Origin of the sequence: Raoultella sp., from assembly GCF_039594335.1 — a bacterium.
GTDB lineage: Bacteria > Pseudomonadota > Gammaproteobacteria > Enterobacterales > Enterobacteriaceae > Klebsiella.
On sequence record NZ_JBCNNS010000016.1, the window covers coordinates 26,732 to 52,854 of the forward strand.

At 55.7% G+C, this 26,123-nt stretch carries 19 protein-coding genes; 13 read left to right on the top strand and 6 right to left on the bottom strand.

Going from position 1 to position 26,123, the window contains the following annotated elements; genetic code table 11:
- Window positions 1–113 precede the first annotated feature (113 nt).
- Window positions 114–1,535 (top strand): MFS transporter, encoded by a 1,422-nt coding sequence (locus ACZAHD_RS04390; protein WP_462455696.1) that lies wholly within the window; start codon window positions 114–116, stop codon window positions 1,533–1,535.
- A 10-nt stretch (window positions 1,536–1,545) separates the two neighbouring features.
- A complete protein-coding gene (locus ACZAHD_RS04395; protein WP_462455713.1) occupies window positions 1,546–2,769 on the top strand; it encodes an acyl-CoA dehydrogenase family protein in 1,224 nt (407 codons plus the stop codon).
- Between the two features lie 47 nt (window positions 2,770–2,816).
- Here ACZAHD_RS04395 and ACZAHD_RS04400 read toward each other — a convergent pair whose 3' ends face one another.
- From ACZAHD_RS04400 to queF, 5 genes are all read right to left on the bottom strand, one after another.
- A complete protein-coding gene (locus tag ACZAHD_RS04400; protein WP_462455697.1) occupies window positions 2,817–3,764 on the bottom strand; it encodes a sulfonate ABC transporter substrate-binding protein in 948 nt (315 codons plus the stop codon).
- A 158-nt stretch (window positions 3,765–3,922) separates the two neighbouring features.
- Window positions 3,923–5,290 carry an L-serine ammonia-lyase gene (locus ACZAHD_RS04405; protein ID WP_462455698.1) on the bottom strand — a complete coding sequence of 456 codons (1,368 nt, stop codon included), beginning with the start codon at window positions 5,288–5,290 and terminating at the stop codon, window positions 3,923–3,925.
- Window positions 5,291–5,345: 55 nt separating this feature from the next.
- Complete coding sequence (locus ACZAHD_RS04410; RefSeq protein WP_462455699.1) at window positions 5,346–6,635, bottom strand: HAAAP family serine/threonine permease; 1,290 nt, start codon at window positions 6,633–6,635, stop codon at window positions 5,346–5,348.
- Between the two features lie 542 nt (window positions 6,636–7,177).
- Window positions 7,178–8,545, bottom strand: a complete 1,368-nt coding sequence (gene ppnN / locus ACZAHD_RS04415) for a nucleotide 5'-monophosphate nucleosidase PpnN (protein WP_462455700.1) — start codon at window positions 8,543–8,545, stop codon at window positions 7,178–7,180.
- Between the two features lie 111 nt (window positions 8,546–8,656).
- The gene (gene queF / locus ACZAHD_RS04420) at window positions 8,657–9,502 is read right to left on the bottom strand and encodes an NADPH-dependent 7-cyano-7-deazaguanine reductase QueF (protein WP_462455701.1); all 846 of its coding nucleotides are present in this window, start codon (window positions 9,500–9,502) and stop codon (window positions 8,657–8,659) included.
- Between the two features lie 68 nt (window positions 9,503–9,570).
- On the opposite strand from queF, the gene syd reads away from it, so the two are divergent.
- From syd to ACZAHD_RS04460, 8 genes are all read left to right on the top strand, one after another.
- Window positions 9,571–10,116 (top strand): SecY-interacting protein, encoded by a 546-nt coding sequence (gene syd, locus ACZAHD_RS04425; protein ID WP_462455702.1) that lies wholly within the window; start codon window positions 9,571–9,573, stop codon window positions 10,114–10,116.
- A gap of 803 nt (window positions 10,117–10,919) precedes the next feature.
- Window positions 10,920–11,249, top strand: a complete 330-nt coding sequence (locus tag ACZAHD_RS04430; RefSeq protein WP_462455703.1) for a YqcC family protein — start codon at window positions 10,920–10,922, stop codon at window positions 11,247–11,249.
- Entirely contained in the window at window positions 11,249–12,043 is a 795-nt protein-coding gene (truC, locus tag ACZAHD_RS04435; protein ID WP_462455704.1) for a tRNA pseudouridine(65) synthase TruC, read from the top strand. Before ACZAHD_RS04430 ends, truC begins: the two co-directional genes overlap by 1 nt.
- Before the next feature lie 2 nt (window positions 12,044–12,045).
- Window positions 12,046–12,489: a flavodoxin gene (locus ACZAHD_RS04440; RefSeq protein ID WP_462455705.1), complete on the top strand. Its 444-nt coding sequence runs from the start codon at window positions 12,046–12,048 to the stop codon at window positions 12,487–12,489.
- A 493-nt stretch (window positions 12,490–12,982) separates the two neighbouring features.
- The gene (gene gudP, locus ACZAHD_RS04445) at window positions 12,983–14,335 is read left to right on the top strand and encodes a galactarate/glucarate/glycerate transporter GudP (protein ID WP_462455706.1); all 1,353 of its coding nucleotides are present in this window, start codon (window positions 12,983–12,985) and stop codon (window positions 14,333–14,335) included.
- A gap of 2 nt (window positions 14,336–14,337) precedes the next feature.
- Window positions 14,338–15,693, top strand: a complete 1,356-nt coding sequence (locus ACZAHD_RS04450) for an enolase C-terminal domain-like protein (RefSeq protein ID WP_462455714.1) — start codon at window positions 14,338–14,340, stop codon at window positions 15,691–15,693.
- Between the two features lie 15 nt (window positions 15,694–15,708).
- The gene (gudD, locus tag ACZAHD_RS04455; protein ID WP_462455707.1) at window positions 15,709–17,049 is read left to right on the top strand and encodes a glucarate dehydratase; all 1,341 of its coding nucleotides are present in this window, start codon (window positions 15,709–15,711) and stop codon (window positions 17,047–17,049) included.
- Between the two features lie 70 nt (window positions 17,050–17,119).
- A complete protein-coding gene (locus tag ACZAHD_RS04460; RefSeq protein ID WP_462455708.1) occupies window positions 17,120–18,259 on the top strand; it encodes a glycerate kinase in 1,140 nt (379 codons plus the stop codon).
- Between the two features lie 89 nt (window positions 18,260–18,348).
- Here the strand turns inward: ACZAHD_RS04460 and barA are convergent, their stop codons facing one another.
- Entirely contained in the window at window positions 18,349–21,102 is a 2,754-nt protein-coding gene (gene barA / locus ACZAHD_RS04465) for a two-component sensor histidine kinase BarA (protein ID WP_462455709.1), read from the bottom strand.
- 168 nt (window positions 21,103–21,270) lie between these two features.
- Here barA and rlmD point away from each other — a divergent pair, with 168 nt between their 5' ends.
- From rlmD to mazG, 3 genes are all read left to right on the top strand, one after another.
- The gene (rlmD, locus tag ACZAHD_RS04470) at window positions 21,271–22,575 is read left to right on the top strand and encodes a 23S rRNA (uracil(1939)-C(5))-methyltransferase RlmD (RefSeq protein WP_462455710.1); all 1,305 of its coding nucleotides are present in this window, start codon (window positions 21,271–21,273) and stop codon (window positions 22,573–22,575) included.
- A 109-nt stretch (window positions 22,576–22,684) separates the two neighbouring features.
- On the top strand, window positions 22,685–24,922 hold the full coding sequence (gene relA, locus ACZAHD_RS04475) for a GTP diphosphokinase (protein ID WP_462455711.1): 2,238 nt from the start codon (window positions 22,685–22,687) through the stop codon (window positions 24,920–24,922).
- A 136-nt stretch (window positions 24,923–25,058) separates the two neighbouring features.
- The gene (mazG, locus tag ACZAHD_RS04480; protein WP_462455712.1) at window positions 25,059–25,850 is read left to right on the top strand and encodes a nucleoside triphosphate pyrophosphohydrolase; all 792 of its coding nucleotides are present in this window, start codon (window positions 25,059–25,061) and stop codon (window positions 25,848–25,850) included.
- Window positions 25,851–26,123: the final 273 nt, after the last annotated feature.

The window sequence follows — 26,123 nt, forward strand, 5'->3', positions numbered from 1 at the left end:
ATTTTTTTAACTTATTGAATTTATTTGTTTTTATATGCTTTTTTGTTAGTTCAAATTTATCGGGTGACGGCCTATAACTGCGATCACCTGCACAACATTAATAAGGTGAAAAGATGAGTACGCTGTCTGTTGATAATCCCGGCGTGGCCTCCGCTCCGGTAAGTAGCGTTGGGGATGTGGCGCGGCTGATAAATTCGGGCAAGGATCAGGCTAAATATGCGCGGATGATTGTCTTCCTCGCGCTCGGTGGCGTTTTTCTCGACGCCTATGATTTAACCACGCTCTCCTACGGCATTGATGACGTGGTGCGTGAATTCCAGCTCTCGCCGCTGCTGACCGGTCTGGTCACCTCATCCATTATGGTTGGCACCATTATCGGCAACTTAATCGGTGGCTGGCTGACGGATAAATATGGCCGCTATTCGGTATTTATGGCCGACATGCTGTTTTTCGTCGTTTCGGCCATCGCCGCAGGTCTTGCCCCCAATGTCTGGGTACTGATCGGCGCGCGTTTCCTGATGGGGATCGGCGTCGGTATCGATCTGCCGGTTGCCATGTCCTACCTCGCTGAATTTTCCCGTTTTACCGGCAAAGGTAACAAAGCCGCACGCCTCGCCGCCTGGTGTCCGATGTGGTACGCCGCTTCAACGGTCTGCTTTCTGATTATCTTCGGCCTCTATTTCCTGCTGCCGCAGGAGCACCTCGACTGGCTGTGGCGGGCATCGTTGCTGTTTGGCGCCGTCCCGGCACTGCTGATTATCGCCGTGCGCAGTAAATTTATGAATGAATCGCCGCTGTGGGCGGCAAACCAGGGGGACCTGACTTCGGCGGTACGCATTCTGCGAGACTCTTACGGCATTGCTGCTCATGAAGCGCCGACTAAACATTCTGCGCCGCCGGCGAAAGTGAGCTTCCGCGTGCTGTTTGAAAAGCCGTATCGCGAGCGCACTATCGTCGCCGGGGTGATGAATATCTGTATCTCCTTTGAGTACACCGCCATCGCCTTTTTCCTGCCGTCGATCCTCGCCCAGTTTCTCGGGGCCGGGGTGTTTGAAACCATCTCCGCCTCGCTGGGGCTGAACGCGCTGTTTGCCTTTACCGGCGGGCTGCTGGGGATGCATCTGGCGTGGAAATACCCGTCGCGCCACGTGGCGATTGCTGGCTTCGCGCTGCAGTTTGTCGCCCTGATTGTCCTTGCTCTGGTCGGCCAGCCGCATGCCACCGTCGGGGTGGTGTTGGCGATCGCGATGCTCGGCCTGTGGCTGTTTGCCGAGGGTTTCGGCCCCGGTGCACAGCTGATGATCTACCCGGCGCTCTCCTATCCTACCGCGATTCGCGCCACCGGTGTCGGCTTTAGCCGGGCGCTCTCCGGTATCGGCAGCGCGCTGGCGCTGTTCGTGCTACCGCTGCTGCAGGCCTCCCTCGGCACTCAGATGTTCTGGGTAGTGTCGCTGGCCGCCATTATTCCAATCTTCTTCCTGCTTGCGGTTCGCCACGAGCCGACGCGTCACGATATTGACGACAGCCACCATTAAGGAACAGATGATGACATTACTTTCTACCGGTACCGATTATGAACAGCTGGCTGCAGTTTTCCGGCCAATTTTTTCCCGCATCGCGCAGGGCGCGGCGAACCGCGAACAGCACCGTATTTTGCCCGACGAGCAGATTCGCTGGCTGAAGGAGGCGGGCTTTGGCACGGTACGCATTCCGCGGGAAAAGGGCGGCTGGGGCGCGTCGCTGCCGCAACTGATTGCCCTGTTGATTGAGCTGGCCCAAGCTGACTCGAACCTGCCGCAGGCGCTGCGCGCCCATTTTGCCTTTGTTGAAGATCGCCTGAATCAACCGGACTCCGCGCAGCGCGATCGCTGGTTTCAACGTTTTCTCGACGGGGAACTGGTGGGCAGCGGCTGGACCGAAACGGGCGGGGTCAGGCTTGGGGAGGTGAACACCCGGGTGACGCCGGATGACCACGGCTGGCGCTTAAACGGCGAGAAGTTTTACAGCACCGGAACACTGTACGCCGACTGGATTGATGTCTTTGCCCGCCGCAGCGACAACCACGGCGACGTCATCGCTCTGGTCAGTACCCGGCAGAGCGCGGTAGAACGCGACGATGACTGGGATGGCTTTGGTCAGCGTCTGACCGGCAGCGGTACCACCCGCTTTAAGCAGGCCCAGGTTGAGCAGGAACATGTCTATGATTTTGCTGAACGCTTTCGTTATCAGACCGCCTTCTATCAGCATATCTTACTGGCGACGCTGGCGGGAATCGGCCTGGCGGTGGAACGCGACGCCGCCGAGGGGGTGAAAAAACGTACCCGCATGTACAGCCATGGCAACGCCGCGGTCCCGCGCGAGGATGCTCAGGTACTGCAGGTGGTGGGGCAAATCAGCAGCTGGGCGTGGGCGACCCGCGCGGCGGTGCTGCAGGCGGCGGAGTCTTTACAGCAGGCCTATATTGTTCATGCCAGCGGCGATGAGGCGCTGATTGAACAACGTAACCGCCTGGCGGAAGTCGAAGCGGCACAGGCGCAGGTGGTTGCCAGCGAGTGGGTACCGCGCGCGGCGACCGAGTTGTTTAACGCCCTCGGCGCGTCGGATACCCGGGTGGGCAAAGCGCTCGACAGGCACTGGCGCAACGCGCGTACCGTGGCTTCGCATAACCCGGTTATCTACAAAGCGCGCAATATCGGCAACTGGCTGGTCAACGGGGAGGCACCGACCTTTATCTGGCAGATTGGCGATGGTGAAAAGGCGCAGAGGTAACGTAACAAGAGAGAAGGCGACGGGGAAGCCCGTCGCCGGCACAAGGGTTATTTTTCCTGCTTATCCTGCGACCAGGTGGCGCGGCGAACATCCACCTTCACCGGCAGCAGGCCGATACGGGTGAAGGTATCCGCCAGCGCCTGCTGCTCGTTATACACCGCAGGCGTCATGCGTTCGGCACCGTAGGGCAGGCGGGCAAGGGCTTTCAACCAGATCGCTTTATCCAGCCCGGTGGAGGTTGACAGAATTCCGGCGGCGTCGTCCTGATGGGAGTTCGCCCAGTCGCTGAGCTGGCGTAACTCATCCACCACCTGTTTGGCGGTATCCGGGTGGTTTTCGGCAAATTTGCGGCTGGCGAGATAGAAGGTATAGTGCGGCACCAGCCCTTCAGCGTTGCGGATCTGCCGCGCCTTAGCGTTGGTTTCAACTTCGGCAAGGTACGGGTCCCAGATAACCCAGGCATCAATCGCCCCACGCTGGAAGGCGGCGCGGGCATCGGCCGGAGGCAGGTAAACCGGGGTGATATCTTTATAGCTCAACCCGGCTTTTTCCAGTGCGGTGACCAGCAGGTAGTTGACGTCGGAGCCTTTATTCAACCCCACGCGCTTGCCTTTCAGGTCGGCCACGTTGTGAATCGTCGAGTTTTCCGGCACCACGATGGCTTCCGTTTTGGGGTTCGCCGGCGAGTGCGCGAGATAGACCAGATCTGCCTGTGCGGCCTGGGCAAAAGCCGGTGGCGCATCGCCGGTGGCTGCCAGGTCAATACTGCCGACGTTCAGTCCTTCCAGCATCTGCGGGCCGGCCGGGAATTCCACCCAGCGCACGGCAATGCCCTGTTTTTTCAACGTCTCGTCAAGGGTGCCACGATACTTAAGCAGGGCGAAGATATTGGCCTTCTGGTAGCCAATGTTCACGGTTTCCGGCGCCTGAGCCAGCGCGGACGCAGACAGCCCGAGCAGCAGCGGCAGTGCGGCCAGATGCAACCTTTTGGACATGATGTGTTCTCCTTTGGCGGTTTGCCATTAAGGTAACAAATTGTCCTTATAACCAATAAATAAAAAAATTTTAATTTATATAACAAAAGTATCTGGCGAGCGGGGAGAAGAAATGGCAGGGAGGCTGCCCGGCAGAATCGGCTGCCGGGCAGGTCGCGTTAATCGCAGGCGACGATTTTCATGGCCAGGCCGCCGCGCGAGGTTTCGCGGTACTTGGCGTTCATATCTTTGCCGGTTTCGTACATGGTTTCGATGACCTTATCGAGGCAGACGCGCGGTTCACTGGTGCGGCGCAGCGCCATTCGTGCAGCGTTGACCGCTTTGACGGCGGCGATGGCGTTACGTTCAATACACGGCACTTGTACCTGGCCGGCAACCGGATCGCAGGTCAGACCGAGGTTGTGTTCCATACCAATTTCCGCTGCGATGCACACCTGACCCGGGCTGCCGCCCAGCAGTTCAGCCAGACCGGCCGCCGCCATGGAACAGGCAACGCCGACTTCGCCCTGGCAGCCCACTTCGGCGCCGGAAATCGAGGCGTTCATCTTATACAGCGAGCCAATGGCGCTGGTGACCAGCATATAGCGCGCCAGCGAGTTGGCGTTTACTTTGCGGATGAACTTATCGTAGTAGGCCAGTACCGCCGGCACGATGCCGCAGGCGCCGTTGGTCGGTGCGGTCACTACGCGTCCACCGGCGGCATTCTCTTCGTTGACTGCCAGCGCAAACATGTTGATCCAGTCGACCACCGCCATCGGGTCGCTGTTGGTATTATCCTGGCTAACCAGCATCCGACGCAGGGCGGCGGCACGACGTGGTACCCGCAGCTTGCCCGGCAGTACGCCTTCGGTGGTGATGCCGCGCTCAATGCCGCTGCTCATCACCTCCCAGACGGCGGCGAAGTGCTGTTCCAGCTGCTCTTTGCTGTGTAATGCCAGTTCATTTTGCATCATCAGGCCGGAAAGCGAGAGCCCGCTTTCGCGGCAGTGCCTTTGCAGGTCAGCCGCATTTTTGTACGGGTAAGGTACTGCGGGCGGCGCTTCATTGGTCTGGCCGAAATGTTCTTCATCGACAATAAACCCGCCGCCGATGGAGTAGTAAGTCTGGGTGTAGAGCACCTTGTCGCCGCCCAGGGCGGTAATACTCATGCCGTTCTCATGCAGAGACAGGTTATCGGCATGGAAATTCATGCACTGGTCGACCGGGAATTCAACTTCCTGCTGGCTGTTTGCCAGCATTAGACGACCGTGGGTGTTGACGTCCTGAATGAACGCCGGAATGGCGTCGATATCAACGCTGTCAGGCAGGTTGCCTGCAAGACCCATAATAATCGCGATGTCAGTATGGTGGCCTTTACCGGTGAGGGAAAGGGAGCCGTAAACGTCGACAACGACTTTGGTGACGTCGGCAAGCAGCCCGCGCGCGATAAGATCGTCCGTGAATTGCTTGCCCGCCTTCATGGGGCCAACGGTATGGGAGCTGGAAGGGCCAATGCCGATTTTAAAAATATCGAATACGCTGATCATGTTGCATCCAGTACTGTCGGGAAGCGCGCCGCCTGCTGGCGGCGCGGGGGAGAGATTAGCTGAACAGAGAGTAGAAAATCGCGGAGATAGCAATCAGGCCCATAATCACAACGAAGACGTTGCTGATGTGGCCGCTGTATTTGCGCATGGCCGGGACTTTCTGGATGGCATACATCGGCATCAGGAACAGAATCATCGCGATAATCGGGCCACCGAGGGTTTCGATCATGCCGAGTATGCTTGGGTTCAGCGTCGCCACAATCCAGGTGGTCACCAGCATGAACAGCGCCGTGATTTTGTTCAGTTTATTGATTTCGATGGATTTGCCCTTACCGCGCAGGGATTTAATCACCATGCCGTTAAAGCCTTCACGTGCGCCCAGGTAGTGGCCGAGGAAGGATTTAGTGATGGCGATCATCGCGATGATCGGCGCCATCCAGGCAATGACCGGGGCGTTAAAGTGGTTCGCCAGGTAAGACAGAATCGAGATGTTCTGCGCTTTTGCTTCTGCCAGGTCGGCCGGGGACAGGCTCAGTACGCAGCTGAAGACGAAGAACATCACGGTCAGTACCATCATGATATGCGCGCGCGCCAGGATGCTGGAGCACTTCTTCTCTGCGCCCTGACCGTACTCTTCACGCTTCGCCACGGCGAAGGAGGAGATGATCGGTGAGTGGTTAAAGGAGAACACCATCACCGGAATCGCCAGCCAGAGAGTCATCCACAGACCATTACCGGTAAAGGTGGTGCTGTTCAGGGAGAGGGTTTCCAGCGCCGAGCCGTTCCACTGAGGAATCAGGTACAGTGCCAGGATCATCAGAGCGATAACAAACGGGAACACCAGAATACTCATCGCTTTAACAATCATCTGCTCGCCGAAACGCACGATGGTCATCATGCCCACAATCAGAATCAGCGACAGGATCGCACGCGGCGGCGCGGTCATCTGCAGCTGGTGGGTCATAAAGCTCTCGACGGTATTGGTAATCGCCACGCTATACACCAGCAGAATCGGGTAGATGGCGAAGAAGTAGAGCAGCGTGATCAGTTTACCTGCGCCGATACCGAAGTGCTCTTCCACCACTTCCGTGATGTCTTCACCCGGATTCTTACCGGAAAGGACGAAACGGGTCATTCCGCGGTGGGCGAAAAAGGTCATCGGGAAAGCAAGAATTGCCATGATGATCAGGGGGATCATACCGCCGACGCCGGCATTAATGGGCAGGAACAACACGCCCGCACCGATTGCCGTACCGTACAGTCCCAGCATCCACATGGTATCTGTTTTGCGCCATCCGCTACGGGTTTCGCCCGATACGATAGTGCTGGTTTGAGTGGTTTCCATCTGTATCTCCTGGAAGAATCGACCAAATATAGTGATTAAAATCAATTAAGTAATATGAAATCCGTTTTATTACGGTTTTTTAATGATTTTCTCCGTAACAAGTGGGGCGGAAAGATACATTTATCTGATAAATGCATCAGTGATCGCGATCCCAATTGCAATAATCCACTTTCTAGGTGGGTATTTTTAGTTCAACAGTCTGTATCTGGTGATCAGCCAGGTATTTGTGGCGCGAAGGCTACCATTTACAGGATATGAGATAAAAGCAGGGGGGCTTAATAACGATGTTTTTACTGTAAAAATGAGATACTGACGATGTTTTTGCGCTTAAACACCTTTTTGTTAGTGATATTTATTGCTGGTCATGGAAACGCAAACGATTGGCTTTGTAAAAATGTTACAAAGCATTCTTAAAATAATTGGATCACGGGCGAAAGCGGGCCGGAGAGATTAAAGAAGGTAAAGGACGTTTAAGACGGGAAGAAGGGCAACCGGATTACGGCGGCGCGCACCGTAACCCGCAATGACAGATTAGCCCGCTATCAGGTACAGATTTCGTAGCAAGGGATATAAGCGGTGCCGCCCGGAAGCTTCATGCGGTGCTGGGCGACGAAGCCTTGCAGCAGATCGTCCATTCGACGCATCATCTCCGGATCGCCATGCAACTTGTAGGGACCGAATTTTTCAATCGCCTGGATACCCACCTCTTTGACGTTGCCGGCCACGATACCGGAGAACGCGCGTCGCAGATCTGCTGCCAGCAACTCGACCGGCTGATCGGGATAAAGCTTGAGGTTAGCCATGTTTTCGTGCGTTGGATCGAAGGGCATTTGCAGATCCGGGGTGATACGAATTGACCAGTTAAAGCTGTAGGCATCGTCGGTTTCCCGGCGGCTCTCTTTCACCAGCGGCATCGCTTTCTTCATCTGGCGCGCCACTTCGCTGGCGTCGTCGATGATGATGCGATAGTGGCGACGCGCCGATTCGCCCAGCGTATGGACGATGAACTCATCCAGCACGCGAAAATAGTCGGCGCTCTCTTTCGGACCGGTGAGGATCAGCGGCAGAACCTGCGACGTATTAGCCGGGTGCATTAAAATCCCCAGCAGATAAAGCAGTTCTTCCGCAGTGCCGACACCGCCCGGGAAGATAATAATGCCGTGGGCGATACGGACAAACGCCTCAAGACGTTTTTCGATATCTGGCATGATCAACAGCTCGTTAACCAGCGGGTTAGGTGGTTCGGCGGCAATAATGGATGGCTCGGTCATGCCGATAAAGCGGCTGTCTTTGTAACGCTGCTGGGCGTGGCCGACCGCGGCGCCTTTCATCGGCGCTTCCATCGCGCCCGGACCGCAGCCGGTACAGATATTCAGTTCGCGCAGACCCAACTGGGTCCCGACGCGACGGGCGTACAGATATTCATTTTCGTTAATCGAGTGGCCGCCCCAGCAGACAATCATATTCGGCGCTTCGCCGACGTGCAGCGCACGGGCGTTACGCAGAATAGAGAACACCAGGTTAGTGATGTGGACCGAACTTTCGAGATCGAGGTTTGGGAAACGGACGGTGTTGTGAATCTGCCCGTAAACGAACAGGATATCGCGCAGTACGGCAAACAGGTTGGCCTGCAGGGAACGGATAATACGCCCGTCCACAAAGGCCTCTTCCGGGGGATTGATCAGTTCCAGCTTAACGCCGCGTTCACGACGCAACACGTTGATATCGAAGTTTTCAAAACGAGACAGTAACTCCTTGCTGTTATCGGTCAGGCTCCCCGAGTTGAGCACAGCAAGCGAGCAGTTACGAAAGAGTTGATAGAGGTCACTGCTGGCGGTGCGTTTAAGCATATCCACTTCCAGCTGTGACAGCATATCCATTGAACCAAGCGGACTAACATGTGTAATCAAGTGAACTCCTTACAGGACGATTATCGTCTTCTTGTGATTACAATAGCCTTGCTGATGGCGTTTTCACAACCTTGCGCGCGGGTTAACGCACGCAAATTGTGAAAATGTTTACTATTGGCGAGCGAGGCGACCGATGGCCGGAACAAAATCGGTGTTGCTGCGCCATGGGTTGATGTCCAGGCCGCCGCGTCGCGTGTAGCGCGCATAAACGGAAAGGGCTTCCGGCTGGCAGAAACGCTGAATATCGTTGAAGATGCGCTCTACGCACTGTTCGTGGAATTCGTTATGGTGACGGAACGACACCAGGTAGCGCAGCAGTTTTTCGCGATCGATTTGGGAGCCGCGGTACTGAATTTGCACCGAACCCCAGTCCGGCTGATGGGTGATCAGGCAGTTGGACTTCAGCAGATGGCTGACCAGCGTCTCCTCGACGACTTTGCCGCTTGCGGCATCCTGCAGATAGTCCGCGCTGAACGCATAGTTATCAATCTCAATATCCTGATCGTCGATACAGGTACCGTGAAAATGCGCCACCGGTAGCCCTTCAAGTTCGTCGAGGCGATAGAGTGAAACCGAGACTTCCCCCTGCGCACAGGCATGCAGATCCCGCGTCAGCGTCGCCTGAACCTCCTGCCAACTGGCAAAACGGGTCTGGTTAAAGCTGTTGAGGTAGAGCTTAAAGCTCTTCGATTCTACCAGGTTCACGGTCGTGTCATTGAGTTCAACGTGGCCCACGGCGACCTGCGGCAACCCCTTAGTGTTGAGCCAGGAGAGTTCGTACAGCGTCCAGATATCACCACCGTGAAAAGGCAGATTGTCCGCGTACAGGCCCAGCGGATCGCGGTTGAGACTGCGCGGTACGCCCTGTAACAGTGAGGCATCGTAAGTATCGCGGTAATCGGTTGATTTACCGAGCGTCAGGCCTGCAAGCGCCTGATGATTATCGTAAGAAGGCATGTTTCACCATAGTAAAGCGGGTACACTATACGCCAAGTGTATCCTGTCTGACGTGAAGAGAGAAACCGGTGGACTATCAAACTGCAGAAGCGCTGCAAGCCTTCACCCAACGTTATTGCGCTGCCTGGCAGCAGCAGCGTGCCAGCCTGCCACGTAGCGAAGAGCTTTATGGGGTACCGTCGCCCTGCATCAGCGAGACGGACGACGACGCCGTTTTCTGGCAACCGCAGCCCTTTACCGCAGAACAAAATATTAGCGCGGTTGAACGGGCACTGGATATTGTGATACAACAGCCGATTCATAGTTATTATACCACTCAGTTCGCCGGCGATATGGCCGCGCGTTTTGCCGGTGAGACGATGCTGCTGCTGCAAACCTGGAGTCCGGATGACTTCCAGCGCGTGCAGGAAAATTTAATCGGCCATCTGGTGGTACAAAAGCGGCTGAAGCTGTCGCCAACGCTTTTTATCGCTACGCTCGAGAGCGAGCTGGAGGTCATTTCGGTGTGCAACCTGAGCGGTGAAGTGCTTAAAGAAACGCTCGGAACACGTAAACGCACAACCCTTTCGCCTTCTCTGGCACGCTTTCTTGACCAGCTTGATCCGCTGCTGTAATCCATTTTTCCCACCCGTTTGTGAGAGATCTCTTACAAGACCTGTAAGAGATCGTCATCATTTAAGGCAATTTTTCGCGGCTTTATTTCTTTTAAATCAATATAATTCAGTGGGTTATTCTTTATCTTGCCTTCTCCGGTACGATTTAACCTTAAGAGATTCTCTTAAGAAGGCTTGTAAGACGAAGCGGAATCAGTGATCCTATAGTTGTCGACAAGGAGTCGCGAAATGAAGTGAACATCAGGATGATGACTCTTCATGCAGGACCCGCCGGGAAGGCGCAGCAAGGACAGGCTTCAGGAGGAAGCACAGGATAGCGCAGGAACGCGTAAAGGACACCTCCAGGATGGAGAACGTGAGCCGCTCATGATGAACGGTGGATCAGGAAGATCGGGACAGACTTAAGGATAAGTGATTTCACATCGGGGTGGTGTGGAAACAGGATGCACAAGTTTACGGATGAACATGGTCAGGAGACCTCAGGAAAAGTTTTCATGGACGAGCAGGGAGCACCAATGTGGCTGGATTGCTGCAAAACGAACCGGGAGCACTGTTTATACAGTGCTCCCTTTTTTTATGCCTGTTTTTATCGCATCACCTTTGGCTGGGGCATTTGAGTGAAGTTCTCATCGCCTGGGCCGTGCTTCAGCCAGGCTGGGGCAACGTATCAGGCTCATGCCAATCTTGCGCATGACCACGCACCCCTTGTCAGGCCTGGAGAGACGACGGCACCATGATTTTGAGTAGTTTTCGCCGCTGTATTTGCTATCCTGCGTCCGGTTTACAACTCATCGAGGTTTCCCATGACTCTTCACCTTAGCGTGCGCGAGCGTTTGCACGTCCTTGAAGCGCTGCTGCGCGAAACGGACCACTGGCAAGAAAATGCGCCGGAAAGTCGTGCTTTTGCCAGCCAACAGCCTTTCTGTATGGACACTCTTGAACCGCTGGAGTGGCTGCAGTGGGTCCTGATCCCTCGTATGCACCACTTACTCGATAGCGAGCAGCCTTTGCCGCAGAATTTCGCCGTCGCGCCCTATTATGAGATGGCTCTTGATGCCGTACATCCGCTGCGTGAGCGGGTGCTGGCGGAGCTGCTGCTGCTGGATACGCTGTTTGCCGGTGATGACGCCTGATGCTGGAGATTCTCTATCAGGATGAATGGCTGGTGGCGGTGAACAAACCCTCCGGCTGGCTGGTTCACCGCAGTTGGCTGGACCGCGATGAAAAAGTGGTGGTGATGCAAACCGTACGCGACCAGATTGGTCAGCACGTGTTTACCGCCCATCGCCTTGACCGTCCGACCTCGGGGGTCCTGCTGATGGGGCTGTCGAGCGAAGCGGGCAGGCGCCTGTCTCAGCAGTTTGAGCAACATCAGATGCAAAAGCGCTACCACGCGGTGGTGCGCGGCTGGCTGACCGACGAAGCGGTACTGGATTACCCGCTGGTAGAAGAACTGGATAAGATCGCCGATAAATTTGCCCGCGACGATAAAGAGCCTCAGCCGGCGGTCACGCACTATCGCGGAATGGCGACCGTCGAAATGTCGGTGGCGACGGGACGTTATCCGACCACGCGTTACAGCCTGGTTGAACTGGAGCCCAAAACCGGGCGTAAACACCAGTTGCGTCGTCACCTTTCCCATTTACGTCACCCGATTATCGGCGACAGTAAACATGGCGATCTCCGACAAAACCGCAGCGCCGCAGCGCATTTTTCCGTTGACCGCTTGATGCTTCACGCCAGCCAGCTATCGTTAACGCATCCCTTTACCGGCGAGCCGTTGGTGATCCGTGCGGGCTTTGATGAGGTCTGGATGCGGGCGCTATCGCAGTTTGGCTGGCGTGGTCTTCTGCCGCTAAATGAAAGGGTTGAGTTTGCTGACGACAGCGGTCAGGATGAAGAGATTAAGGTCCATTCAGGGAGATAATCATGGTAGATATCGGTATTTTTGTAGGCACAATGTATGGAAACGCGCTGCTGGTAGCCGAAGAGGCTGAAGCGATTCTTAGCGGTCTGGGGCATAAAGCAAAGGTGTTCGAAGACCCGGAGATTCAGGACTGGGAGCCGTACAGCGGCAAATATGCTCTGGTCGTTACCTCCACCACCGGTCAGGGCGATCTGCCTGACAGTATCGTCCCGCTGTATGAAGGGATGAAAGACATGTATCAGCCGCACCTGCGTTACGGGATTATCGCGCTTGGCGATAGCACCTACGCTAACTTTTGCGGCGGCGGCAAGACCTTCGATGCATTGCTGCAGGAGCAGGGCGCCAAACGTATCGGCGACATGCTCATGATCGATGCCAGCGAGGACCCTGAACCTGAGGGCGTTTCTAACCCATGGGTTGAGCAGTGGGCGAGCCTGCTCGAATAGACGGATACATCAAGAGATAAAAGTGACGCCCTCTCCCTACATAGAGGGTGTCACTTCCTGATGCCAGGGCCAGATAAGCGGTCGATAAAATGTTAACCATTTATATCGCTTCCGGGCATCGGGCATTTGCATGACAACCTGTTCACGTGGACGATTTTTTCCGGGAGTTTCCACCGGGTCAAGTGAGGCATTTCACACTCCTGCCGTTTGTCTCGCCGTTTCCATTGTTCATCGCGCCAGCTTTTCATTTCCGTGAACTACCCCCCATCCCGTCAGGCATAAGCCATAAATCTATTTCTAAATCTCCGCTAAAGCTGTGTGTATGCACGGTGAGCCGTTCAGGTCCTCTTTTTATACTTTCCCTGCCAGTTAAAAAAGCAGCACGCCAGATAAAACGAAAACAATGAAAACTCAAACACGTCATTCTGACTACCCTACAGGTTGTGCCATTCAGAATGAACGTAGCTAACGGCTATGATTCAGGAGTGCAACAATGAGTACATTAAGTCAGGCGGCTAGCGGCGCGGAAAAACGCACCAATGCCCGCTACTGGATAGTGGTGATGTTGTTTATCGTCACCTCTTTCAACTACGGTGACCGCGCAACGCTGTCGATAGCCGGTTCAGAAATGGCCAAAGATATTGGCCTGGACGCGGTGGGCATGGGCTACGTTTTTTCCGCGTTCTCATGGGCCTACGTTATTGGTCAGATTCCCGGCGGATGGTTGCTGGACCGCTTTGGTTCAAAACGTGTCTATTTTTGGTCTATTTTCATCTGGTCGATGTTTACCCTGTTACAGGGTTTCGTCGATATCTTTAGCGGCTTCGGTATTATTATCGCGCTGTTTACCCTGCGATTTCTGGTTGGGCTGGCGGAAGCGCCCTCGTTCCCCGGCAACAGTCGAATCGTAGCGGCCTGGTTCCCGGCGCAGGAGCGGGGAACCGCGGTGGCGATATTCAACTCCGCGCAATACTTTGCCACCGTTATCTTCGCGCCGATCATGGGCTGGCTAACCCATGAAGTGGGCTGGTCGCACGTCTTCTTCTTTATGGGAGGACTGGGGATTGTCATCAGTTTTGTCTGGCTTAAAGTCATCCATGAACCGAATCAGCATCCCGGAGTAAACAAAAAAGAGCTGGAGTACATTGCCGAAGGCGGCGCGCTGATCAACATGGATCAGAAGAAAAGTGGCCGTAAAGTCCCGCTTAGCGAAAAATGGGGGCAGATCAAACAGCTGATTGGCTCCCGTATGATGGTCGGGATCTATATTGGTCAGTATTGCATCAACGCTTTGACCTACTTCTTTATCACCTGGTTCCCGGTATACCTGGTGCAGGCGCGTGGCATGTCGATTCTGAAAGCCGGGTTTGTCGCCTCGGTGCCGGCAATCTGCGGTTTTGCCGGCGGAGTGTTGGGCGGGATTCTCTCCGACTGGTTAATGCGTCGCACCGGCTCGCTCAATATTGCCCGTAAAACCCCGATTGTAGCAGGCATGCTGATGTCGATGGCTATGGTGTTCTGTAACTACGTTAATGTGGAGTGGATGATTATCGCCTTCATGGCGCTGGCCTTCTTCGGCAAAGGGATTGGTGCCCTCGGCTGGGCGGTCATGGCCGATACCGCGCCGAAAGAGATCAGTGGTTTGTCGGGCGGCTTGTTCAATATGTTCGGCAATATTTCCGGCATCGTGACGCCGATTGCGATTGGTTACATTGTCGGAACGACGGGCTCATTCAACGGCGCGTTGATTTACGTCGGGGTGCATGCGCTGGTGGCGGTACTAAGCTATCTGGTGCTGGTGGGCGATATCAAACGCATTGAGCTTAAACCGGTCGCGGAGCGCTAATGATGAACACGCAATCCAGTCCGACGATCGTCGATATGAAAGTCATTCCGGTGGCCGGCCACGACAGCATGCTGTTGAACATTGGCGGGGCGCATAGCGCCTGGTTTACCCGCAATATCGTGGTACTGACCGACAACGCGGGGAATAGCGGCATCGGCGAGGCGCCCGGCGGCGAAGTTATTTATCAGACGCTGGTGGACGCTATTCCGCTGGTGCTCGGAAAAGAGGTCGCACGCCTGAATAACGTGGTTCAGCAGGTACATAAAGGCAACCAGGCGGCGGATTTTGACACCTTTGGTAAGGGGGCCTGGACCTTTGAACTGCGGGTCAATGCGGTCGCGGCACTGGAGGCCGCACTGCTGGATCTGCTAGGCAAAGCGCTTAATGTCCCGGTGTGCGAACTGCTGGGGCCGGGTAAACAGCGTGATGCGGTCACCGTACTGGGCTATCTCTTCTATATCGGCGATCGAAATAAAACGGACCTCCCTTATCTGGACAGTACCCCTGGGCATCATGAGTGGTACCACCTGCGCCATCAGGAAGCATTGAACAGCGCTGCGCTAGTGCGGCTTGCCGAGGCCGCGCAAGATCGCTACGGCTTTAAAGATTTCAAACTGAAGGGCGGTGTTTTACCCGGCGAGCAGGAAATTGAGAGTGCTCGCGCGCTGAAAAAACGTTTCCCGGATGCGCGGATTACGGTTGACCCCAACGGCGCTTGGCTGCTGGATGAGGCGATTGAACTGTGCAAGGGCCTGCAGGATGTGCTGACCTATGCGGAAGATCCGTGCGGCGCCGAGCAGGGTTTCTCCGGGCGGGAGGTGATGGCCGAATTCCGGCGTGCCACCGGGCTGCCGGTCGCCACCAATATGATTGCCACCAACTGGCGGGAAATGGGGCATGCGGTGATGCTTAACGCGGTAGATATTCCGTTAGCCGATCCGCACTTCTGGACGCTCTCCGGTGCGGTACGCGTGGCTCAGCTGTGTGATGACTGGGGGCTGACATGGGGTTGCCACTCGAATAACCACTTTGACATTTCACTGGCGATGTTTACTCACGTGGGCGCCGCCGCGCCGGGCAACCCAACGGCAATCGATACTCACTGGATCTGGCAGGAAGGCGACAGTCGTCTGACCAAAAATCCGCTGCAAATTGAGCACGGCAAGATTGCCGTACCGGATGCGCCAGGCCTTGGTATCGAGCTGGACTGGGAGCAGGTGCAAAAAGCCCATCAAGCCTATAAGGCGCTGCCGGGAGGTGCGCGTAATGACGCGGCACCAATGCAGTATCTGATCCCCGGCTGGAAATTTGACCGCAAGCGTCCCGTGTTCGGTCGCAGCGCTGCGGCTAATCAATAACAAAAGGATTTCGTCATGACCACGCAGTTTTCTACCCCCGTCGTCACCGCGATGCAGATTATTCCGGTTGCCGGCCACGACAGTATGCTGATGAATCTTAGCGGCGCTCATGCCCCGTATTTCACTCGCAATATTGTGATTATCAAAGATAACTCAGGCCATACCGGCCTAGGGGAGATCCCCGGCGGAGAGAAAATCCGCCAGACGCTGGAAGAGGCCACTGAACTGGTCGTCGGGAAAGCCCTTGGCGAATATAAAAACGTCCTCGGGGCGGTACGCCGTCGCTTTGCCGACCGTGACGCTGGCGGTCGCGGTTTGCAAACTTTTGATTTACGTACCACTATTCACGTTGTCACCGGGATTGAAGCCGCGCTGTTGGATCTGTTAGGACAGCATCTGGGCGTCAACGTCGCCTCTCTGCTGGGCGATGGCCAACAGCGTAGCGAAGTCGAAATGTTGGGCTACTTGTTCTTCATCGGTAATCGTCATGCCACACCGCTGGCCTATCAAAGCCAGGGTGATGAGAAGTGCGACTGGTACCGGCTTCGTCATGAAGAGGCCATGACGCCGGACGCCGTCGTACGTCTGGCGGAGGCGGCCTATGAAAAATATGGCTTCAACGATTTCAAACTCAAAGGTGGCGTGCTGGCGGGCGAAGAAGAGGCGGAGTCGATTGTGGCGCTGGCTAAACGTTTTCCGCAGGCGCGCGTGACGCTCGATCCGAACGGCGCCTGGCGTCTGGATGAAGCCATCAACATTGGCAAACAGCTAAAAGGCGTGCTGGCCTATGCGGAAGATCCCTGCGGCGCTGAACAGGGTTTTTCGGGCCGTGAAGTGATGGCGGAGTTCCGCCGTGCGACCGGCCTGCCGACGGCCACCAATATGATTGCCACCGACTGGCGTCAGATGGGGCATACTTTGTCTTTGCAATCGGTGGACATTCCGCTGGCGGATCCGCACTTCTGGACCATGCAGGGATCGGTGCGTGTGGCGCAGATGTGCCATGAATTTGGTTTGACCTGGGGCTCGCACTCCAACAACCATTTCGATATTTCGCTGGCGATGTTCACCCACGTTGCGGCGGCGGCGCCAGGCAACATCACCGCTATCGACACCCATTGGATCTGGCAGGAAGGTAATCAGCGATTGACCCGACAACCTTTTGAGATCAAAGGTGGTATGGTGCAGGTGCCCACCACACCGGGCCTCGGCGTCGAGCTGGACATGGACCGAGTGATGCAGGCCAATGAGCTGTACAAAAAGCATGGGCTGGGCGCGCGTAACGATGCGACGGCCATGCAGTATCTGATCCCGAACTGGACGTTTGATAATAAGCGTCCGTGTATGGTGCGCTAAGAAAGATCCGGCTCCTGCAGGAGCCGGAGTCGTTTTGCTCGCGGGCGTTTGTGCATATTAAGGACAGCGTATGAAAATAGTGATTGCACCGGATTCATACAAGGAGAGCCTGAGTGCTCTGGATGTTGCGGCGGCGATAGAAGCGGGGTTTCAGGAGATTTATCCTGATGCCGAGTATGTCAAGTTGCCTGTTGCCGATGGTGGAGAAGGGACTGTCGAAGCGATGGTCGCCGCCACTCAGGGGCGTCTGGTGCAGGTGACGGTTACCGGTCCGTTGAACAAACCGGTGAACGCTTTCTACGGCCTTTCCGGCGATGAGCGCTGTGCTTTTATTGAAATGGCGGCGGCCAGCGGACTGGAAAGTGTACCGCCGGCGTGCCGTAACCCATTGTTAACGACCACCTGGGGAACCGGGGAACTGATTCGCCACGCGCTGGATGCCGGTGTTCAGCAGATTATTATTGGTATTGGCGGGAGCGCGACGAATGATGGTGGTGCCGGAATGGTGCAGGCGCTGGGCGGAAAGTTGCTGACGGCGGATAATCAGCAGATTGCCGCCGGCGGCGGTGCGCTGGAGCAACTGGCGCGCATTGATCTGAGCGAGCTGGATAGCCGTCTGGCCGATTGTCGCATTGATGTGGCCTGCGATGTGACCAATCCGCTCACCGGGCCAGAAGGGGCTACGGCGGTATTTGGGCCGCAAAAAGGGGCGACGGCAGAGATGCTCGTCCGTCTCGATCGCGCGCTGGCGCATTATGCGCGCATCATTCAACGTGATTTAGCTGTCGACGTGCTTCATCTTGAGGGCGGCGGCGCGGCAGGCGGCATGGGTGCCGCCCTGTACGCGTTCTGTGGCGCACGGCTGCGTCCGGGGATTGAGATCGTGACCGATGCGCTGCACCTGGCGGAGTGGGTGGCGGATGCAGACCTGGTGATTACCGGGGAAGGGCGCATTGACAGCCAGACGATCCATGGCAAGGTGCCGGTGGGGGTGGCGAAGGTTGCGCAGCGCTATAATGTACCGGTTATTGGTATTGCCGGTAGCCTGACCGCGGATGTGGGGATAGTTCATCAGCACGGGCTGGATGCGGTATTCAGCGTGATTTATTCGGTCTGTACTCTGGAGGAGGCGCTGGAGAGCGCGGCAGATAACGTGCGCATGACGGCGAGAAACGTTGCCGCGGTGCTGAGTATGGGACGCAAGCTGTAAGACGGTTTCCCCGGTCGTACGATGTCCGCCGGGGCGGCGTTGTTGGCACAATTGCCCGGACAGGCGCCGGGCTGTCCGGGGAAGACCATTTATATGCCCAGCGTTTTGCATGCTTCCCGCGTGACATTATCCATTTCATCCAGCAGTTCCAGCAGCTCCGGCTCCAGCTCTTCGGCGGCGGTCCCGACGCGCAGCTGGCTTTCGAGGGTCTGGCACAGTTTTTTCAGCCGCGGGACTCCGCTATAGCTGCAACTTCCGTGAAGTTTATGAATCAAATCCAGCAGCCCTTCAGGCTCTTCGCCAACCAACTGTTCTTCCACTTTATTACGCACTTCTGGCATAAAGGCGAGCAGCATTTGCAGCATCTCCCGCGCCAGATCCGGTTTCATGGCGGCCTGGCGCAGCGCCAACTGCCAGTCGAGCGTCACGTTGCAGTCGATGGGGGCTTCGACAGGCTCCGCCGCCCGTAGCGGCACGGTATGCCTTCCCGGCTGATAGCGCAGTAGCAGGCTGTGCAGCTTATCCTCTTCGATGGGCTTCGCCAGGTAGTCGTTCATCCCGGCCTTCATCAGCTTCTCTTTTTGTCCGTCAAACGCGTGGGCGGTGACGGCGACCACCGGCGTTTGTTGCTGATGAGAAAGGTGGTGAATCAACTCGCAGGCGCGAATGCCGTCCATATCCGGCATCTGAATGTCCATCAGAATCAGATCCAGCTGCATCTCCTTGGCCTGTTCTACGGCGCGCTGGCCGCTATCACACAGCGTGACGTGCTGAACCAGATCTTCGAGCAGCACGCCGATAAGCTTCAGGTTCGCCGGATTATCGTCCACCGCCATCACCGTCATCGGCAGCTTATTGCTGTCAGAATGGGGCAGAACGGTCGGTTTCCTGGCGCGGCAGGAGGCCGTGAGCGCCGGGATTAAGCGCGTGGCGGTCAGCGGCTTGAGCAGGCAGGCGGCAACGCCGTCTTGCTTCAGGGTTTCGGCATTGATCTGCGCATGGCAGGGGAGCGCCAGCAGTAAGTGGTCGGCCATGGCGCAGGCTTTCTGCAGGTTATCCTTTTGCTGACTCAGGTCACGCATCGATACCGGAAGGCCAGCCAGCAGGATATCGTAGTGTGCTTCCGGCAGAGCGGAAAATGTCGGGCTGTACACCACCTCCAGTGGCAGAGTTGTCAGCAGCTCCATGGTGCACTGCGCCGCCGCTGCATTGGCCTCGATGTAGGCCAGCGTTTTGCCCGCCAGACAGTGGGTCAGCGGACTCTCCTGAATCGCGATGGGATTGAGGTCGAGGTTGATATGGAACCAGAACGTGGAGCCGCGATTCGGCTGGCTGTGGAATGAAATATCGCCGCCCATCTCTCTTACCAGCCGCTGGGTAATCACCAGCCCGAGCCCGGTGCCGCCGTGGCGGCGGGAAATGCTGGCATCGGCCTGACGGAACGCCTGGAACAGGCGGGACTGATCGCGTTCTGGGATCCCGATACCGGTATCGTGGATTTGAATTTCGATCTGTACGCTGGTGTTGCTCAGCGCGCGTTGTTCGACAAGAACATCAATATTGCCATGTTCGGTAAACTTGATGGCATTGCCAACCAGGTTGGTGATGATCTGCTGCAGGCGCAGAGGGTCGCCGATAATATTATCCGGCACATCATTTTTGATATTCAGCGTCAGCTCCAGTCCCTTATCGTGCGCGGAGTGCGCCAGCAGAGTCATAACCTCATCCAGCGCATTACGCAGCAGGAACGGGATGCTTTCGAGAATCAGTTTACCCGCTTCCAGCTTCGAGAAGTCCAGCACGTCGTTAATGATTGCGAGCAGGTTGTTCGCCGAGCGCTCGATAGTGGTGAGGTGGTCACGCTGAGTACTATTTAAATTGGTCTTCAGGGTCAGGCGGGTAAAGCCAATGACGCCATTGAGCGGCGTTCGTAGCTCGTGAGACATATTGGCGAGGAATTCTGATTTGATGCGGGCCGCTTCCTGGGCGCGCTTCTTCGCCAGATCCAGCTCAACGTTCTGAATTTCCATCTGTTCGAGGGTTTCGCGCAGATCGGAGGTCGCCTGGTCAATGTTATGCTGCATCTCTTCGTGGTAGGCCGCCAGCGACATGGCCATGGAGTTGATGCCATTTTTCAGCATATCCAGTTCGCCGAGCATAAAGCCTTCGACGCGGCTGTCGAGTTGGCCGCGACGAATGCGGTCGACGGTATTGACCATATTGCGGATCGGCCCGGTGACGTCGCGCATCAGGCGCCAGCCGAAGATCAGCGCAATGCCGATACAGAACAGCATCATGACGCTGGAGATGAAAATCTCTTTGTACTGCTGCAGCCGCACTGATTTGAGATCCAGTTCGAGGGCGACATAGCCCAGCATGTTGCCGGGCATTTTGGCATCGGTCATCGGTGATTCATCGGGTGAATAGCTTTCCGAGACGATAGGCGTACGCAAAATCATGACGTCGCCCTTGCGCACCGCGCTCAACTGGCGAGGAAATTTTGCCCCATTTTCCAGTCGCAACTCGCTGGGATTGAGCTGAAAATTGGAGGTGACGAACAGCCGGTTTTGCGAATCGTAAACGGAAATAGCGCGTACGATATCGGAATGACGGCGATGCAGAACGCTAATCAGCTGGCCGATGGATTCGCGGTTTTGCAGATTCATGCCATATTCACTGGAGACCGCCAGGGGTTCAATAATACTGGCCCCGGCGTCTTCCAACTGACGCTGCAAGTCGTGATAGCGATGCGCGACGAAGAAAATACTGAGCAACAAACCGATGAGTACGGTTGGTGCCAGAATAAGAATCATCATGCGGGCACGTAGGCTGTAGTTGGTCATGCGGTTCCATTATGGGAGAATATACCCTTCATCCATCAAATGCCTCTGCGTTGGCGGTTCCGGCGACGGGCCGATCTTCGCCGCCGGGGACGCTTACTGGCTGCCCTGATGCACCTTGCATGGATTCGTGTATAGAGTCAGTTTATTTGATTGAGACAAATCTCTACGATGGCGCAATTCTACTCTGCAAAACGGCGTGTGACGACGCGCCAGATCATAACCGTTACAGTCAATGACCTCGATCCCTTTGGTCAGGGTGTTGCTCGTCACCATGGTAAAGCGCTATTTGTTAATGGCTTATTGCCCCAGGAACAGGCTGAAGTTGTCGTGGTCGAAGACAAAAAACAGTACTCCCGGGCGCAGGTAAAATGCCGTCTTAATGACAGCCCGCAGCGCCAGGCTCCGCGCTGCCCGCATTTCGGTACCTGCGGTGGCTGCCAGCAACAGCATGCCAGCGTTGAGCTCCAGCAGCAAAGTAAACGCGCCGCACTTGCCCGGCTGATGAAGCGGGATGTTGACGACATTATAGCCGCTTCGCCGTGGGGATATCGTCGGCGCGCACGTCTGAGCTTGAATTATCAGCCAAAGACCCAACAATTACAGATGGGCTTTCGTCAGGCTGGCTCCAGCGACATTATCAATGTGGTGCAGTGCCCTATTTTGGTGCCCGAACTTGAGGCGCTTCTGCCAGCGGTGCGCGAGTGTTTGTCCGGCCTGAAATCGCAGCGTCAGCTCGGGCATGTCGAGCTGGTGTTGGCGGATAATGGCCCATTGATGGTCCTGCGCCACACGGCAGCGTTATCAGCTGGCGATAAAGAAAAACTGGAACGATTTTCGCAATCTCACGCTCTCGCTCTTTACCTGGCGCCGCAAAGCGAGAAACTGGAACATATTAGTGGGGAATCCCCATGGTATACCTCATACGGGCTACGCTTAATGTTTAGTCCGCGTGACTTTATCCAGGTGAACGATGGCGTCAATCAACTGATGGTGCAAACGGCGCTGGCGTGGCTGGATATTCAGCCTCAGGACCGGGTGCTCGATCTGTTCTGCGGCATGGGGAATTTTACCCTGCCGCTGGCTACGCGCGCGGCCAATGTCGTGGGCGTTGAAGGTGTTCCGGCGCTGGTCGAAAAAGGGCGGGAAAATGCCGCGCTTAATCAGTTGCACAACGTGACATTCTTTCATGAAAATCTGGAAGAAGATGTGACCCGCCAGGTCTGGGCGCAGCATGGTTTTGATAAAATATTACTTGACCCGGCGCGAGCCGGGGCACCGGGTGTGATGCCACAGATTATAAAACTTGCCCCGCGTCGCGTCGTCTATGTTTCCTGTAATCCGGCGACCCTGGCGCGCGATAGCGACCAACTGCTGCAGGCGGGATATAAGATTCAACGTCTGGCGATGCTGGACATGTTCCCGCACACCGGACATCTGGAATCAATGGTGTTGTTTGAGCACAGAGATGCATAGAATCGTTCGGAGCAGGCCGAGGCAGCCAATTCCCCGGCGTACTGAAGGATGAAGTGTCAACGTTGAGGCTTGCCGACTTCGGCAGGCCAGGTCCCTTAAGGAGAGGACAATGGTTGCGGTAAGAAGTGCACATTTAAATAAAGCTGGTGAATTTGACCCGAAGAAATGGATCGCGAGTCTGGGAATTTCCAGCCAGCAGTCGTGTGAACGCTTAGCCGAAACCTGGGACTATTGTCGCGAGAAAACGCAGGGACATCCTCGAGCGGATCTGATCTTATGGCGTGGCGTAGAGATGGTGGAAATCCTTTCGACGCTGAGCATGGATATCGATACGCTGCGGGCCGCGATGCTGTTTCCGCTGGCGGATGGCAACGTCGTCAGCGAAGAGGTGATGCAGGAGAGTGTCGGTAAGTCCGTGGTGACATTGATTCATGGCGTGCGTGATATGGCGGCGATTCGCCAGCTTAAAGCCACCCATACCGACTCGGTCTCATCTGAGCAGGTCGATAATATTCGCCGCATGCTGCTCGCGATGGTCGACGACTTCCGCTGCGTGGTCATCAAGCTGGCCGAACGTATCGCCCATCTGCGGGAAGTCAAAGATGAGCCCGAAGACGAACGCGTACTGGCGGCAAAAGAGTGCACCAATATCTACGCCCCACTGGCCAACCGTTTAGGCATTGGCCAGCTGAAATGGGAGCTGGAAGATTATTGCTTCCGTTACCTGCATCCTGACGAATATAAGCGTATTGCTAAACTGTTGCACGAGCGTCGTATCGATCGTGAACACTACATTGATGAGTTTGTCGGTCATCTGCGTTCAGAAATGAAAACCGAAGGTGTGAAGGCTGAAGTCTACGGCCGACCGAAGCACATCTACAGTATCTGGCGCAAAATGCAGAAAAAACATCTCACCTTTGATGAGCTGTTTGATGTACGCGCGGTACGTATTGTCGCCGAGCGCCTGCAGGACTGCTATGCCGCACTGGGGATAGTACACACTCACTATCGCCATCTGCCGGATGAGTTCGACGATTACGTTGCTAACCCGAAACCTAATGGCTATCAGTCTATTCATACTGTGGTGCTGGGGCCGGGCGGCAAAACGGTGGAGATCCAAATTCGTACCCGGCAGATGCATGAAGATGCCGAGCTGGGCGTCGCTGCGCACTGGAAGTACAAAGAAGGTGCCGGAGCGGCGGTAGGCGGCGGACGTGGCTATGAAGATCGTATTGCCTGGCTGCGTAAACTGATCGCCTGGCAAGAAGAGATGGCTGATTCCGGCGAAATGCTCGATGAGGTGCGTAGCCAGGTCTTTGACGACCGGGTATATGTCTTTACGCCAAAAGGCGATGTGGTCGATTTACCTGCTGGCTCCACGCCGCTTGACTTCGCCTACCATATCCATAGCGACGTCGGCCACCGCTGCATAGGCGCCAAGATCAGCGGGCGCATTGTCCCGTTTACCTATCAGCTGCAAATGGGCGATCAGATTGAAATCATTACCCAGAAGCAGCCAAACCCAAGCCGAGACTGGCTGAACCCAAACCTCGGCTATGTCACGACCAGCCGCGGACGTTCCAAAATCCACGCCTGGTTCCGCAAGCAGGATCGCGACAAGAATATTCTCGCCGGGCGGCAGATTCTCGATGATGAGCTTGAACACCTGGGGATTAGTCTCAAGGAGGCAGAGAAGCATCTGCTGCCACGCTACAACTTCAATGAGCTGGATGAGCTGCTGGCGGCCATTGGCGGCGGAGATATCCGCCTTAACCAGATGGTCAACTTCCTGCAGTCGCAGTTTAATAAGCCGAGCGCCGAAGAGCAGGACGCGGCGGCGCTGAAACAGCTGCAGCAGAAAACCTGGGCGCCGCAAAATCGCAGCAAAGACAACGGTCGTGTCGTTGTGGAAGGGGTGGGCAATCTGATGCACCACATCGCGCGCTGCTGTCAGCCGATTCCTGGCGATGAGATCGTCGGTTTCATCACCCAGGGGCGCGGAATTTCCGTGCACCGGGCTGACTGCGATCAACTGGCTGAGCTGCAATCGCACGCCCCGGAGCGTATCGTTGATGCGGTCTGGGGAGAAAGCTACTCCGCTGGCTACTCGCTGGTCGTCCGCGTGCTGGCAAACGATCGTAGCGGCCTGCTGCGCGATATCACCACCATTCTTGCCAACGAAAAAGTGAACGTGCTTGGCGTGGCCAGTCGCAGTGACACCAAACAGCAGCTGGCCACCATTGATATGAACATTGAAATCTACAACCTGCAGGTCCTTGGCCGTGTGCTCGGGAAACTGAACCAGGTTCCGGATGTGATTGATGCCCGCCGCCTGCACGGCGGCTAACTGCTTTTCCTCCTGTGCTGTCCCTCTCTCCGACGGAGAGAGGGTTTTGCGCGTCTTTTACCCGCGAACCACTCTGATTTTTCCCGTGTTTTAGCCGGGGAAGGTAAATAAAACCAATATGTTGCAAGGAATCACTATGACCCAAATCGATCGCCTGCTTGGCATTATGAAACGCCTGCGAGATCCGGAAAACGGCTGTCCGTGGGACAAAGAGCAGACCTTCGCCACCATCGCGCCGTATACCCTTGAAGAGACGTATGAAGTGCTGGATGCCATCGCCCGTGAAGATTTTGACGATCTGCGCGGGGAGCTGGGGGATCTGCTGTTTCAGGTGGTGTTCTACGCCCAGATGGCACAGGAAGAAGGTCGCTTTGCATTTGACGATATCTGTGCCGCCATCAGCGACAAGCTGGAGCGTCGTCATCCGCATATTTTCGGCGATGCGACCGCCGGCAACAGCGCTGAAGTGCTGGCGCGCTGGGAGCAGATAAAAAGCGCTGAACGGGCGGAAAAGGCGCAACATTCCGCGCTGGACGATATTCCGCAGAGCCTGCCGGCGCTGATGCGTGCGCACAAAATTCAGCGTCGCTGCTCGGCGGTAGGGTTTGACTGGACATCGCTCGGCCCGGTGCTGGATAAAGTGCATGAAGAAATGGAGGAGGTCATGTATGAGGCGCAGCAGGCGGTTGTCGATGAAGCTAAACTGGAGGAGGAAATGGGCGATCTGCTGTTTGCAACGGTCAATTTATCCCGCCATCTGGGCGTAAAAGCTGAAGTCGCCTTGCAGAAAGCGAACCTGAAGTTTGAACGTCGTTTCCGTGAAGTTGAACGAATTGTTGCCGCTCGCGGCCTGGAAATGACCGGTGTAGACCTCGATACCATGGAAGAAGTGTGGCAGGAGGTAAAACGCCAGGAAACTGATCTCTAACGAAATTTTGCGATCAAGCGCTATTTGTGTGATTTTTTAAATAACAAGCGCTTGATTTGCGTCAAAAACATTTACCTGAAAGGGGCTATTTTCTCACTCTTTATGTTTGTCATGACCTGGAAAGGAGACGGAGAATGAAAGTTTGTGGCGCTCGTCGTGTTCGGGTATACTACTTTCCCGTCCTGGTTATTCCATCGTTTCACCCTAACTTCTCAGGTTCAGCATGACAACGAACTATATTTTTGTGACCGGCGGGGTCGTATCCTCTCTGGG